General features: G+C 45.6%; 13 protein-coding genes and 1 pseudogene. 10 read left to right on the top strand and 4 right to left on the bottom strand.

The features are described 5' to 3' along the window. Window positions 1–71: 71 nt before the first annotated feature. Genes NYE54_RS23755 through NYE54_RS23745 form a run of 3 tightly spaced genes read right to left on the bottom strand, consistent with a single transcriptional unit; the run spans window position 72 to window position 2,402 of the window. Window positions 72–941, bottom strand: coding sequence for a DUF4097 family beta strand repeat-containing protein (locus tag NYE54_RS23755; RefSeq protein ID WP_339266644.1), 870 nt, complete (start codon window positions 939–941; stop codon window positions 72–74). Window positions 942–973: 32 nt separating this feature from the next. Then, window positions 974–1,678 carry an ABC transporter permease gene (locus NYE54_RS23750; RefSeq protein WP_339266642.1) on the bottom strand — a complete coding sequence of 235 codons (705 nt, stop codon included), beginning with the start codon at window positions 1,676–1,678 and terminating at the stop codon, window positions 974–976. Next, on the bottom strand, window positions 1,671–2,402 hold the full coding sequence (locus NYE54_RS23745; protein ID WP_339266640.1) for an ABC transporter ATP-binding protein: 732 nt from the start codon (window positions 2,400–2,402) through the stop codon (window positions 1,671–1,673). Before NYE54_RS23745 ends, NYE54_RS23750 begins: the two co-directional genes overlap by 8 nt. A gap of 180 nt (window positions 2,403–2,582) precedes the next feature. Between NYE54_RS23745 and NYE54_RS23740 the strand changes: the two genes are divergently transcribed. The 9 genes and pseudogenes from NYE54_RS23740 to NYE54_RS23700 form a co-directional block, all read left to right on the top strand. Further along, the gene (locus NYE54_RS23740) at window positions 2,583–3,302 is read left to right on the top strand and encodes a response regulator transcription factor (RefSeq protein WP_098747698.1); all 720 of its coding nucleotides are present in this window, start codon (window positions 2,583–2,585) and stop codon (window positions 3,300–3,302) included. After that, complete coding sequence (locus NYE54_RS23735; protein ID WP_339266637.1) at window positions 3,293–4,405, top strand: HAMP domain-containing sensor histidine kinase; 1,113 nt, start codon at window positions 3,293–3,295, stop codon at window positions 4,403–4,405. Before NYE54_RS23740 ends, NYE54_RS23735 begins: the two co-directional genes overlap by 10 nt. Window positions 4,406–4,448: 43 nt before the next feature. Next, a complete protein-coding gene (locus tag NYE54_RS23730) occupies window positions 4,449–5,003 on the top strand; it encodes a GNAT family N-acetyltransferase (RefSeq protein ID WP_339266636.1) in 555 nt (184 codons plus the stop codon). A 116-nt stretch (window positions 5,004–5,119) separates the two neighbouring features. Further along, window positions 5,120–5,494 (top strand): hypothetical protein, encoded by a 375-nt coding sequence (locus NYE54_RS23725; RefSeq protein WP_215155536.1) that lies wholly within the window; start codon window positions 5,120–5,122, stop codon window positions 5,492–5,494. Window positions 5,495–5,641: 147 nt separating this feature from the next. Beyond that, window positions 5,642–6,289 (top strand): TetR/AcrR family transcriptional regulator, encoded by a 648-nt coding sequence (locus tag NYE54_RS23720; RefSeq protein ID WP_339266633.1) that lies wholly within the window; start codon window positions 5,642–5,644, stop codon window positions 6,287–6,289. Next, complete coding sequence (locus NYE54_RS23715) at window positions 6,282–7,580, top strand: MFS transporter (protein ID WP_339266631.1); 1,299 nt, start codon at window positions 6,282–6,284, stop codon at window positions 7,578–7,580. Before NYE54_RS23720 ends, NYE54_RS23715 begins: the two co-directional genes overlap by 8 nt. Continuing rightward, entirely contained in the window at window positions 7,565–9,883 is a 2,319-nt protein-coding gene (locus NYE54_RS23710) for an ABC transporter permease (RefSeq protein ID WP_339266630.1), read from the top strand. Before NYE54_RS23715 ends, NYE54_RS23710 begins: the two co-directional genes overlap by 16 nt. 4 nt (window positions 9,884–9,887) lie before the next feature. Beyond that, window positions 9,888–10,646 carry an ABC transporter ATP-binding protein gene (locus NYE54_RS23705; protein ID WP_339266628.1) on the top strand — a complete coding sequence of 253 codons (759 nt, stop codon included), beginning with the start codon at window positions 9,888–9,890 and terminating at the stop codon, window positions 10,644–10,646. 56 nt (window positions 10,647–10,702) lie between these two features. Next, window positions 10,703–10,849, top strand: a pseudogene (locus NYE54_RS23700) (GNAT family protein); the annotation flags it as partial. Window positions 10,850–10,888: 39 nt separating this feature from the next. Here NYE54_RS23700 and NYE54_RS23695 read toward each other — a convergent pair. Next, the gene (locus NYE54_RS23695; protein WP_339266627.1) at window positions 10,889–11,935 is read right to left on the bottom strand and encodes a PocR ligand-binding domain-containing protein; all 1,047 of its coding nucleotides are present in this window, start codon (window positions 11,933–11,935) and stop codon (window positions 10,889–10,891) included. Between the two features lie 204 nt (window positions 11,936–12,139). On the opposite strand from NYE54_RS23695, the gene NYE54_RS23690 reads away from it, so the two are divergent. Then, window positions 12,140–13,276 carry a glycerol dehydrogenase gene (locus NYE54_RS23690; RefSeq protein ID WP_339266625.1) on the top strand — a complete coding sequence of 379 codons (1,137 nt, stop codon included), beginning with the start codon at window positions 12,140–12,142 and terminating at the stop codon, window positions 13,274–13,276. Window position 13,277: the final 1 nt, after the last annotated feature.

The raw sequence follows: 13,277 nt of genomic DNA, 5'->3' as shown, positions 1-13,277 counted from the left end.
AGGTAGCGTGGGGGATTTCTGCGTTATTAAGGGTTGACGACAAAAATATGTTGCTACTCGTATGGATGCAGTTATTTTACAGCAATCGTTCCGACACGGCTGAGAAGCTCCATTGTATTGGATGCATCCCCAATCGTGCCTTCCACTATCTTTTCCGTGCTCTGTTTTACATTGAAGCCATCTAAACCAACGCTTATATCCGATGAGTCGCTGCTTGCGGTAAGCTTTAACGAAGCAGGGGGTGTTTTATAAGATACGGCGATATCTCCCGATTGTGTTTCTACTCGCAGCAACGTTCCCTCTTCGATCTCTTTGACGGATACTTCCCCATAGGTTGAAGTGATGTTCATCACGGGGCTGGTCACGTCTGTCATATAGCTGGCGCCGCTGCCTGTGGTTACCGTTAATTCGTTTAGCGAGCTGTCTTTCAATTTGATATCCCCGTCTTTGGAAGTAAACACACCCTTTTCTGCTGAAAGTCCTTCGATGTTCTTAGACCCCGAATTGTTGGCAATGACAATGTTTTGCGCCGCTACATTCTTCATCTTGATGTCACCTGCATGATTGTTCAATGTAATCGTATCGACTTCACGGTCGGGAATCGAGATATAAATCGTCCCTTTTTTGCCAAAAGTGAACCCTGCCATGGCACTACCCTGGTCTTCCTGGGTAACGACAATTTTATTCCCGTCATGGTTAATCGTTACAGGGTCGCTCTTACTGTTCTGCCGCTTGCCTTCGCAAGCGATGGTGATGTTCGGGGAATCGGAACGCTTGAATTCAATGTCCCAAGATTCGTTGTTGACTTCAATTTCTTCAATGCGGTTAGCTTCGTAGGAAGATTCATGGTTATAACTTGTTGATTTCCCTACACCTTGGCAGCCCATAACTAATCCGCCAACGGTAAGCAAAACAAGCGAAGTGGTTATGATTTTCCTCATGCTCTAGTCCTCCATTCATATACGGTGAAATTTTAAGCTACATCGGTTCGATCTACTTTATGAAAAGAAAGATAGCCAAGGATAAGGCCAAGCAGACAGAGAGCAATCGGGATGGCGATGAAATGAAACAGACTGGTCGAGCTTCCCCCGTCAGACACCGTTGTGTTAACCACGAATCCAATGACGACAGCCGAGGTGATCGTGGAAGCCGTCGATTTTTTTCGCATGCCAAAAGATAAAGGAATCAGGCTGATTCCGGCGATCATAAATGCTTGGAGCAACATTGTTGGAAGTGTAGCCATTATGTCTCCGATATGCACCGGGTCTTCAAATAATCCGATCATCGGGTTCAAGAAGTACACTAACAAATTGATTATAAGCGTAGAGATGATGATGCTGAAGAAGCTAAATCCAAACACAATCGATAACTTGGCTTGAATGATTTTTTTTCGCTGCAGGGGGTAGGTAAATAACACTTGGATCATGTTGCTCTTGTATTCCTCAATCACTAAACGTGATAAGATAACGCTTGCGAAAATGATATAAGTGATGCGCATTAAAAGATCCGTTAAAGCAATGAATTCAGTATAATTTTGAAACAGCGGTTCACTATCACCGCTAGGGCCCTGGGACATCAATGCAGCGGCGGAGAAAATAGCCACGATACAAACGGCCAATCCTTTAAAATAACGGGATATGTTACTTTTTTGCCATTCCAGCTGTATAAGTTTAAGCATAGCGTTTGCCTCCATGAATGAGATTGATGAAGTACTCTTCTAATGATCCGGCATGCTGTCTTCGAATATCATTCATCTTGACTTCATTTAATAATTTTCCCTGATGAATAATGCCAATCGTATCGGCGACCGATTCGATTTCCGATACGATATGACTCGAAATTAAAATGGTCGTTCCGTATCTCTCCTTTAAATGCAAGAAAAGCTCCCGCATTTCCTTAATCCCGATCGGGTCAAGCCCATTGATAGGTTCATCCAGAATAAGAATATCGGGTTTCGTAACAATCGCGCGCGCAATCCCTAATCGCTGCTTCATCCCTAAAGAGAATTCATGGATTTTTTTCTTCCCCACACCCTGAAGACCTACGATCTCCAGCGCTTCCTTGATCGCTGTCTTATCGCGATAGTCCATGTATCTACAATGAAACTCCAAGTTGGCCTCCGCCGTCAGCCGGTCGTAAAACACGGGGTATTCAATGATGCTGCCGATTCTTTTTAAGTATTGAACCGATGTTGGCAGAACCAGCTGATCGAATACTTGGATATCACCGGAAGACGGTTTTACCAGATTTAAGATCATTTTCATAATGGTTGTTTTACCGGCCCCATTCGGACCTAAAAATCCGTAAATTTCTCCTCTGCTGATACTCATATTGACGTTTGTAATGGTTTCCGTGCCCTTGAATGCCTTGCTTACTTGATTGATTTGAATGGCGGCGTTCACTTGTCATTTCCTCCCTTAATGATGTGCTACACTAAGCTTAGGGAACGAAAGTAAAAATAAAGTAAACACAATGGAAAAAGCTCGTAACATTTTAACTAGAGTAAACTCGGGATCTTGTAAATAGAGTAAGATAGAAAAGTGAATACACAGGATAAAGCTTGAAGTGAGGGGAAAATCGCAATGGAATCTGCATCCATACTAGCTGTCGATGATGAAATCGGTATTTTGAAGCTATTGGAGATCACGCTTCGCAAAGAGAATTTTACGCATATCGACACCGCATCATCGGGCAAAGGCGCGCTGCAGCGCATCAAAGAAAAGGCATATGATATGATTTTGCTCGATATTATGCTCCCGGATCTAAGCGGTTTTGAACTATGTGCGGAGATTCGGAAACATACGAATGCACCGATTATTTTTATTAGCGCACGCTCCACCGACTTCGACAAATTAACGGGTCTAGGGATCGGCGGGGACGATTATATTACCAAGCCGTTTAATCCACTGGAGGTCATTGCCCGGATCAAGGCGATCCTTCGCCGGCAAAGGTTTATGGAGAATGCTCATCAACAAAACACGGCGTTCGATTACGGCTACTTCTCTTTTCATCCGGAATCGGCAACGTTAACCGTGAAGCGTCAACCTGTAGAATGCACGGCGAAGGAGCTGGAGCTGCTGCATTTCTTTTGTAAACATCCGAATCATATCTTCACGACGGCTCAGCTTTACGAATTGGTATGGGGAAATGATGTGTACGGGGAAGAAAAAACGGTCACGATCCATATCGCCAAGCTGCGGAAAAAACTCGGCGATGATACCCGAAAACCAAAAATCATCGTGAATTTGCGGGGAATCGGTTATAAATTCATCCCCCCGAATGAGGCACTGTCATGCGAATAAAAACTCGATTTACGATTCATTTGGCATTAGGACTTATTCTATGGATGCTTGGCACGGGTGTACTCGTTGTTATTATCCTTGAAGGCCTTCTTCCCTTGCTCGGTATCCATGTCAGTCTAGATGATGAAGGACTGTTTGTCGGATGGATCTTTGGTGCGAGTACGCTGCTGTGCATCGTTTTGTTTGGATGGTATTTTGGCGGACCGATCGGATTCATCATGGCCTGGATTCATCGACTCTCGCAGGACAACTATGAGCAACCTGCCGATTTACCTCAAATATATACCCGTAAAGGGAAACTTCGCATGCGGTTCCGCCTGTATCAGGAGGTGCTTGAGTATCTTCAATCCTTGAGAGTCAAACTGCAAGCGAACGAAATCGAGAGGAGCCAAATCGAAGAAGCCAAGCAGGAATGGATTGCGGGGATTTCTCATGATTTGAAAACACCGTTAACCTATATCAAAGGCTACTCAGCGCTTTTATTGAATGAGCAGTACGAGTGGTCGAAAGAAGAGGCGATCTCTTTCATTCGGGAAATGGACGACAAAGGAAAGCATATGGAGGAATTGATTCAAGATTTAAGCCTCGTCACACAGCTCAATCGCGCTGACGGCGCTTTGCCATTACAGAAGACGAATCAAGATATCGTCGAATTTACAAAACGGGTAGTTGCCGATATCAGCAATAGTCCGCAAGCGAGCAGCTATCATTTGCATTTTCAAGCGGATCCACCTGCCATTTATGTTGATTTTGATTTGAAATTCATGCAGCGCATCCTGCAAAATATGATGATGAACTCCATCCTCCACAATCCTGAACATACGAATATATATGTACAGATTGCGGATACAGGAGAGCATGCTGTAATCTGCATCAAGGACAATGGCGTAGGGATGCCGGCCCATATGGTGGAGCACCTATTCCAGCAATATTACCGGGGCACGACCACGGATTCTACCTCTGAGGGCACGGGACTCGGAATGGCGATTGTCTACAAGCTGGTTCAGGTTCATGACGGCACAATTAGTGTAGAAAGTGAGCCTTCACAAGGAACTTCGTTCACGATTCGATTGCCGAAAAAGGGTCTGTCTTCTCTTGGTTGACAGGGAACAGAGGAGTATTCATGGAACTAAGGGGGAGAACCATTTGAAGAAACTGCCGACCATTCAATTGGAAAGATTGACATTACGGCCTTTCCGTCTAGATGATGCCAAAGTCGTTCAACAATTAGCAGGGGATCCATATATTGCGGAAACAACATTATATATCCCGCATCCGTATGAGGATGGGATGGCAGAACAATGGATAGAAACACATGCTCATAACTTTAATGAAGACCGATCACTGGAACTAGCTATCGTACATAAAGAAGAACAGCATGTAATAGGCGCTATCTGTATTGGATGTAATAGGAATTTTGATCATGGTGAACTTGCATATTGGATTGGGAGACAGTATAAGAACAATGGATATTGTACGGAAGCGGCAAAAGGTATCGTACGGTATGCGTTTGACGAAATGAAATTGAACCGTATATTTGCCCGTTATCTGGGGAAAAACCCTGCATCGGGTAAAGTCATGGAAAAGTTAGGAATGAAATATGAAGGTCGTTTAAGACAGCATGTGAGGAAATGGAACCAATATGAAGACCTCGTGTATTATGGCCTTTTAAGGGATGAATATATTTCGGAGAACAGCTAAGAAATCGCAGGGGAAGTAGAATCCGAAAAACAAACGATTATTCAGGTGTTTTTGTCTTTCACCTTTCTATTACTCAAGTAATATACTATATCATTCTCATACAAGGAGTGATATAGATGGCAAACAGTGATATACGTCTTGCGCTTTGGTCAGGCACTAATTTTTCCGTTCGTCGGATTCTCTTCAGACGAGGAGGCGTTGCGGTCCGTGATCTGGGTGCGTTTCGGTTTGACAATATTCTCTCGAGTTTCCGACTCCGAAATGTTGTGCAGAGCTCTGAAATAACGCTTGTATTATTTTCGAGAATTAACTTTCAGGGATCGTTCCGTGTGTTCCGCGGCAGCCAAAACGTAGCGAACTTAGGGAATTTTAACTTTAACAATGTAACATCTTCGTTCATTGTTGTAGGACGGAATCTTACAGACGCTGAAATATCCCAAATCCAAAGCACCGCCAGACCGCCTCAAGACATCCTCGTAATAAGACAGTAATAAGATGAAATGAACAACTAAAAGTGGCTCATTCCTCAATAGAGGATGGGCTGCTTTTGTTTTTCAGCTAACAATATCTTGACAATATCAGGAAACCTGTTATTCTATAACCGACAGTCAGTCGGTCGGTGTGAAGGAGGTGTAACAATGAGAGTTGTAAAAAAAGCGGAAGAACGCAGGAACGAAATCCTCGACGCCGCGGATGAACTCTTTGGTCAGAAGGGTTTTGACGGCACAAGTACAAACGATATTCTTGAAAAGGTCGGTATTGCACGGGGAACCTTGTATCATCACTTCAAGTCGAAGGAGGATATTATGGATGCGTTGATTGATCGGTATAGTGACGGTCTTCTGGATGCGGCACAGGTCATTGCGGCCGACAAGACGATACCCGTAGTCGAACGCATTATCCGCGTTGTGATGGCAATGAACTTAAGCGGCGGAAGCAGCAAGGAAATTATGGAGCATATTCACAAGCCGCAGAACGCGCTGATGCATCAAAAAATACAAAAGGTCATCATCAACGGCCTTCCGCCGATCCTGACAGCAATCATCCTCGAAGGCATTGAGCAGGGAATGTTCAGCACACCGTTTCCGTATGAATGCATGGAAATGGTTGTGATCTATGCGAATACCGTTTTTGATGACGATATGATTACCTTGACGAATGAGGAGCGCGGTTCACGAATGCTGGCCTTTGTTTGTAACGTAGAAAGGCTGCTCGGTGCAGCAAGCGGAAGTCTGATGGACGTCATGCAGATGTTTGGTGGAGGAGACGAGAGCAGCCATGAATAAACCAGAGAAGTCTTTCAAGAAATTTCTCCTACTGTGGTCGGGACAGCTTATTTCAACCATAGGAAACGGGCTCACATCGTTCGGGCTTGGGATTTATGTTTTCCAACAGACGGGAAAGGCTTCGGCCATGGCGCTTGTAACCTTGCTTGCGTTCATGCCGTCGTTACTCTTAAGCGCATTTGCCGGAGTGCTTGCGGACCGCTATGACCGCAGACTGTTAATGGTGCTAGGCGATAGTCTTTCTGCGATCGGTCTTGTATTCATCCTCATATGCATGCTTCGCGGAGAAGCACAGCTATGGCAAATTTGTGTGGGAGTTACCATAAGCTCGGTGTTTTCATCGCTGCTTGACCCCGCATACAAGGCTACGGTTACGGATTTGCTGACCGAGGAGCAGTATACGAGGGCAAGCGGTTTTGTCCAGGTGGCAGGATCGGCAAAATTTCTGATTTCGCCGATCCTTGCGGGATTTTTGCTCACCGTTACGGATATAAAGCTGCTGCTTGTCATCGACATTTGCACTTTTTTTGTCACCGTTGCAACTACGCTTGCCGTCCGCAGGGGCCTCGTCTCCAAGACATACGAACACACGCAATCGTTCATCCACGAAATCAAAGCCGGTTGGAACGCTGTCTCTACTAACAGAGGTGTGCTTGTTCTTGTGATTATGACATCGGTGCTGACATTTTACCTTGGAGTTATTGAAACACTCTCCATTCCCATGCTGCTGACGTTTACAAGCAGCTCCGTCGTAGGGATGATAGAAACCATTATCGCTTCGGGAATGCTCGTATCCAGTGTCATTATAGGATTTCTTCCCATTCAAAAGGGTTATGTGAACATTCTTTCGATTTCTTTGTTTGGTGTAGGCGTGTTTATGATGGCGTTCGGATTTCGAGAACATATTGCCTTGATCTGTGTTTCGGGATTTCTGTTTTTTGCAATGCTTCCGTTTGCCAACACAAGCCTGGATTTTCTAGTTCGTACCAACATTGATAATTCCGTTCAAGGCAGAGCTTGGGCACTGATCGGAATCCTTTCCCAGCTTGGATTTGTAGTGGCTTATGCCCTTTCGGGTGTTTTGGCGGATTATGTGTTCACCCCTTTGTTAGTTGAAGGTGGCGTGCTTTCTGACAGTGTGGGAAAAATCATCGGTACGGGACTCGGCAGAGGGATGGGATTTCTCATTATCATCGCCGGAATGCTGTTATGTGTAACTTCGGTCATTCTGTATAAATTAAAGTCGGTTAAAATGCTTGAAAACAGAGGTGTCTTATGTACTCCAGAATAATCCGCAATGATCTTTTAAAAAGCAAAGCCACTACACTAACAACTATGGTATTTGTCGCTGCTGCGGCAATGCTTGTTTCGCTCGCGGCGATCCTCGTCGTCAATCTCTCGGGTGCGCTCAACACATTGATGACGCAAGCTAAAACCCCGCATTTTATGCAGATGCATTCCGGTGAAATAGATACTGCGCGGCTTTCGGCTTTTGCGGAGCAGCATAGCAATGTGGATGATGTACAAGTGATAGAATTTCTCAATATGGACGGTGCGCGGATACGATTAGGCGAACATTCGCTTGCGAATAGTGTCCAGGATAACGGATTTAGCATGCAGAGCCAAAAATTCGATTATCTTCTTGATCTCGACGGTAACATCATTAAACCCGCCATCGGCGAGTTATATGTTCCAGTAAGCTATATGAAGGATGGCACCACCAAGGTCGGTGATCAGGCGTTCATTAGTGGGAAGGAGTTTATCGTTGCGGGATTCCTCCGGGATTCGCAGATGAATTCTACACTCTCTTCATCCAAGAGATTTCTTGTACATGAACATGATTACGCGGAAATCAAGGGCCTCGGCAGCATGGAGTATCTGATTGAGTTTAGATTAAAGGATTTATCTGAGCTCGGTTCATTTGAAACGGCTTATGCCTCCGCAGGACTTGAAGGAAACGGACCAACCGTTACATATAAGCTTTTTAAAATGATGAATGCACTTTCCGATGGGTTGATGATCGCGGTTATACTTCTTGTGAGCGCGCTTGTTGTGGCCATCGCATTGATGTGCATACGATTTACGCTCCTGGCGAAAATCGAAGAAGATTATCGCGAGATTGGGGTTATGAAGGCAATAGGGCTGCGTGTTTCCGACATAAAGAAGATGTATCTTACGAAATACGCAGCGATTGCCGGGGTGGGTAGTATGCTCGGTTTTGCACTGTCGGTTATGTTCCAAGGCATGCTTCTTGAAAATATAAGGCTGTATATGGGGGGAAGCGAAAATTCCGCTTATGCTTTGTTGTTCGGAATCATCGGCATGCTGCTTGTATTCCTTGCCATCATCGCCTATGTAAACACAGTGTTGAAACGTTTTCGAAAGATATCCGCCGCAGAAGCCATACGCTTTGGCACTTCACAGGAGAAAAACACAGGCGCCAAAGGTTTTAATCTAAGTGGAAACAGGTTGTTGAATACGAATGTTTTCCTCGGTATCCAAGATGTTCTCGCAAGGAAAAAGCTTTATGCTACAAGCCTAACGGTGTTGGTGATTGCAGCATTTATCTTGATTGTTCCACAGAATTTGTACAACACCATCTCCTCTACAAGCTTCATCCAATATATGGGGATCGGAAACTATGATATACGTGCTGACATACAGCAGACCGATAACATTTCAGAGAAAACGGCTGAACTACGAAATGCGATGGGCAGCGACCGTGCCATATCCAAGGTTGCCGTCCTTACAACAAAAGCATTTAACATCAAAACAGAAGACGGTTCTGAGGAAAACATAAAAATCGAACTCGGCGACCATTCCATATTCCCAATTGCCTATTCCAAAGGCAGAGCACCTGCCGCAGAGAATGAAATTGCACTGTCGGTTTTGAACGCGGATGAGCTGAGCAAAAAGGCCGGTGATGGCATTACGCTGGTGATAGAGGGACAGGAGAAGGAACTAACGGTAAGCGGAATATACTCAGACATTACCAACGGCGGCAAGACCGCAAAGGCGGTATTCACCGACAATTCGGCGGATATGATGTGGAGCATGATCTTCGCTGAACTTTCGGATAAATCTCTTGTCGACGCCAGGATTTCGGACTACGCGGACAGGTTTGATTTTGCCAAGATTTCAGACATTGATGAATTTGTTGCACAGACATTTGGCTCAACCATAAATTCCGTCAAGAAGGCCTCACACGCCGCAATGGCTGTTGCGCTGATATTATCGGTACTGATTACCCTGTTGTTTATGAAAATGCTTGTTGCTAAGGACCGATATTCCATTGCCGTTATGAAAGCTCTCGGATTTACGAACACGGACATTAAGGTGCAATATGCTTCGCGTTCTGTATTTGTTCTGATTGTCGGCATTGTTCTCGGAACCCTTCTGGCAAACACGCTCGGAGAAATGCTTGCGGGTGCGGTTATCTCTTCGTTTGGAGCGTCGGCGTTTCATTTTGCGGTCAATCCGCTTTCGGCGTATCTGTACAGCCCGCTTATGATGATAGCCTCGATACTAATCGCTACCATGATCGGCACATCGGGCGCAGGACAAATAACAATATCCGAAAATATAAAGGAGTAGGCAGATGAAAAAGATGATTATCGGTGATGATATCGTAAAATCTTTCGGTGAAGGCGGCGAACAGCACAATGTTCTGGACGGGGTGTCCGCCTATATTCACGAGGGCGAGTTCGTAGCTGTTATGGGACCATCAGGCTCGGGGAAATCAACGCTATTGTTTGCACTGAGCGGGACGGATGGCGTGAATGGCGGAAAAGTCGTTTTTGAGGGTAAGGATTTATCGACGCTTGGGGAGAATGAGCTTGCAGATATGCGCAGAACCAAAATGGGTTTTGTGTTCCAACAGCCGACGATGCTGAAAAATTTGAATATCCTCGACAATATCATTCTTCCATCCATGCGGGATAACCGAAAAAACGCCGCGAACATTACGGTGAAGGCAAGAGAGCTTATGAAAAGGGTAGGCATTGCAGAGCTTGAAAAACGCAGCATCACCCAGGTTTCGGGTGGTCAGCTTCAGCGTGCGGGGATATGCCGGGCGCTGATGAACAACCCGAGCATTATTTTCGGCGACGAGCCTACGGGCGCACTCAATTCCATATCCGCTCAGGAAACGATGGACATATTCTCTGAAATCAATGCAGACGGTACTGCGGTCATGCTTGTCACTCACGATGCACAAGTTGCGGCACGGACGGAGCGCATTATGTTTATGCGCGATGGGAAGATTGTAGGCGAACTCAAGCTTCCAAAGTTTGGGGGAACGGATATGGATGGCAGGGTCAAGAAAGTTATGGTGAAAATGCAGGAGATCGAAATATAAATTAATAATGGATTTCTGTTTAACAAAAATATAAATAAGCCAGTTGTCACCCATTAAACGTAGGGTCAGCCAGAGTGATGGAAAAGGCCGGCATGTCCTATGAAGGTTTATTAAGAAAAGCGATTTGGGTTAAAGGGTCACATGAAGATTTAAAATTGTATTCGATTATTATGGTTGATGTGCAAAAACCCTTTCGTTCATGAACGAAGGGGTTTACTTGTAATAATCGGTTGGTAAACCGATCACTTAGCCGATAGCCCGGCATACATGTTCCGGTACACGGCCGGGGTGAGGTGCTCGAACTTTTTAAATGTTTTGATAAAATAGCCCGTATCGCAGAAGCCCAAATCATCACTCACTTGATGGATCGGCGAATCGGTGGACTCCAACAGCTGCTTGGCCCATTCAATCTTGAGTCGGGCGATGAAGGCGGAGAAATTCTCTCCCGTTTCTTTCGTAAATATGCGGCTGAAATAGCTGGGACTAATATGGCAAAGCTTGGCCATTTCCTTCAGGGTGAAATTCTCATGCTTGTGCGTAAAAATGTAGTCAAACGCAGGCTGAAGCACGGCATTCGATGAGACGAACCGCCCAGCGCCATTCTTCAATTTGGTATCGATCAGTGCTCCTGAGAGCTCCTGTTGCATGGATTGGATGCTGCGGACCGCACGATCCGACTCGTTATAACCTTCCATGGAAGCTGGCGCATCCATGTTGGACGTGAGCACTTTTTTGTATAAATCGATCGTGGTATGCTTCTGAATCGCTTCCTCCACGATATAGGTGCTTAATTGCAGCAGCAGATCCACGCATTTCGTCACCTCATCATAGGATAAGACGGGTAGTGCATCGTAATCCCCTTCGAGTTCCTTAAACTTCCGGTTTGACTCCACATTGGGCGGCCGAGATACGATCTGTTCCAGCATCGGCGCGTCAGATTCTCGGAGCTTGAGCTGTCCCGCCATGATCGCACCAAGATATTGGTTATCAATAATGATCGGGATGGCGATATCGATGATGTTGAAATGGCATAAATAGATGTATGGCTTGTTTTGGCGAACCGCTTCAATGCCGGCACGCGCGTCGCATTTTTGACAATATGGAGAGAGATGGGAATCCTGGCGCACGCCTTGGCAGAAAGGCTGACAATAGCTGTGCTTGGTGACGGGAACGCCCTTGTAATCGACCGTAAGGATCGCCATTTGGGTCACGAGCGATAAGGAATCCTGCAGCTTCTCCCATTTCTCCAAATCAATGATTTCTTCTAAATCATATCGGGATTTGGACATGACAACATTCTCCTATGAAAAGTTATAGAAACTCTACTGAATATTATAGCGAATGCTTCTACTGAAGAACAAGATAATACAATTTTCCATAGAGATGACAAAAAAATACGATAAGAAAACGCTTTATTCCGATCTCATTGTTTCATGCTTCCCGATTAAGTACAACCTATAATAATAAGTATAGTTTACTTAGGAGGAATGAACATGAGAAGAGCGTTTATCAGTCCGACAAAATATGTGCAAGGTGAGAACGAACTGTTGAATTTAGGTTATTTTGTGAAGACATTCGGTGAATCCGCTCTGCTGATTGCCCATCCCGATGATGTTGCACGGGTGAAAGACAAGCTGGAGTCAACGAAACTGAAATTTAATATAACGCTAGTTGAAAGCGGCTTCCGTGGGGAATGCTCCCGGCAGGAGGTTGCCAGATTGCAAGCTTTGGCGAAGGAGCATCAATGTGCCTGCACGATTGGCCTCGGGGGAGGCAAAGCGATTGATACGGCAAAATGCGTAGCCGAAGGTGAGGCCCTGATTGTTGTCCCGACAATTGCGGCAACCGATGCACCGACAAGCCATTCGGCGGTACTCTATACTCCGGAAGGCGAATTCGATGATTATGCTTATTTCAAACAAAGTCCTAGTGTCGTCATGATTGATACGACGGTTATTGCCAAAGCGCCGACTAGATTCCTTGTTGCTGGTATGGGGGATGCGCTCTCTACCTATTTCGAAGCAAGAGCGACGGCTCAATCTTACTCCAATGTCAATGCCGGTCTGCCGTGCGGTGTTCGCGAAGGCGTATGCGGTGACGCCAAAGGGACGATTACAGCGCTGGGACTTGCCAAGCTATGTTATGAAACACTGCTTGAGAACGGGTACAGAGCAAAACTGGCCTGTGATCAAAATATTGTGACGCCAGCCTTGGAGAATATCGTCGAGACGAATATTCTGTTATCGGGACTAGGCTTCGAGAGCGGCGGTTTGGCAGCGATTCACGCGATTCACAATGGCTTGACGGCTCTTGAAGGAACGCATCATTATTATCACGGCGAGAAGGTAGCCTTTAGTACGATTGCTCAATTGGTGCTTGAGAATGCCGACCGGGACGAAATGAAGGAAGTGCTGGACTTCTGCCTGTCGATCGGTCTTCCTGTATGCCTGGAGGATATCGGCGTAGAGCGTGTGACCTACGAGGAGCTGCTTGAAGTGGCCAAGAAGGCATGTATTGCCGAGGAATCCATCCATTCGATGCCATTCCCGATTTCGGAGGAAGCGGTAGCATCCGCGATTATGGCCGCTGACCAGTTGGGTCGTCAATACAAATTAAGTAAGGAGTTATAAG

Source organism: Paenibacillus sp. FSL K6-1330, from assembly GCF_037976825.1.
Lineage (GTDB): Bacteria > Bacillota > Bacilli > Paenibacillales > Paenibacillaceae > Paenibacillus_AQ.
This window is presented reverse-complemented; position numbering and strand designations above follow the sequence as displayed.

What these genes read in the sequence shown, in the direction of transcription:
- NYE54_RS23755 (WP_339266644.1), bottom strand. Translation starts at nt 941, where the DNA reads ATGAGGAAAATCATAACCACTTCGCTTGTTTTGCTTACCGTTGGCGGA.
- NYE54_RS23750 (WP_339266642.1), bottom strand. Translation starts at nt 1,678, where the DNA reads ATGCTTAAACTTATACAGCTGGAATGGCAAAAAAGTAACATATCCCGT.
- NYE54_RS23740 (WP_098747698.1), top strand. Translation starts at nt 2,583, where the DNA reads ATGGAATCTGCATCCATACTAGCTGTCGATGATGAAATCGGTATTTTG.
- NYE54_RS23735 (WP_339266637.1), top strand. Translation starts at nt 3,293, where the DNA reads ATGCGAATAAAAACTCGATTTACGATTCATTTGGCATTAGGACTTATT.
- NYE54_RS23725 (WP_215155536.1), top strand. Translation starts at nt 5,120, where the DNA reads ATGGCAAACAGTGATATACGTCTTGCGCTTTGGTCAGGCACTAATTTT.
- NYE54_RS23720 (WP_339266633.1), top strand. Translation starts at nt 5,642, where the DNA reads ATGAGAGTTGTAAAAAAAGCGGAAGAACGCAGGAACGAAATCCTCGAC.
- NYE54_RS23715 (WP_339266631.1), top strand. Translation starts at nt 6,282, where the DNA reads ATGAATAAACCAGAGAAGTCTTTCAAGAAATTTCTCCTACTGTGGTCG.
- NYE54_RS23710 (WP_339266630.1), top strand. Translation starts at nt 7,565, where the DNA reads ATGTACTCCAGAATAATCCGCAATGATCTTTTAAAAAGCAAAGCCACT.
- NYE54_RS23705 (WP_339266628.1), top strand. Translation starts at nt 9,888, where the DNA reads ATGAAAAAGATGATTATCGGTGATGATATCGTAAAATCTTTCGGTGAA.
- NYE54_RS23695 (WP_339266627.1), bottom strand. Translation starts at nt 11,935, where the DNA reads ATGTCCAAATCCCGATATGATTTAGAAGAAATCATTGATTTGGAGAAA.
- NYE54_RS23690 (WP_339266625.1), top strand. Translation starts at nt 12,140, where the DNA reads ATGAGAAGAGCGTTTATCAGTCCGACAAAATATGTGCAAGGTGAGAAC.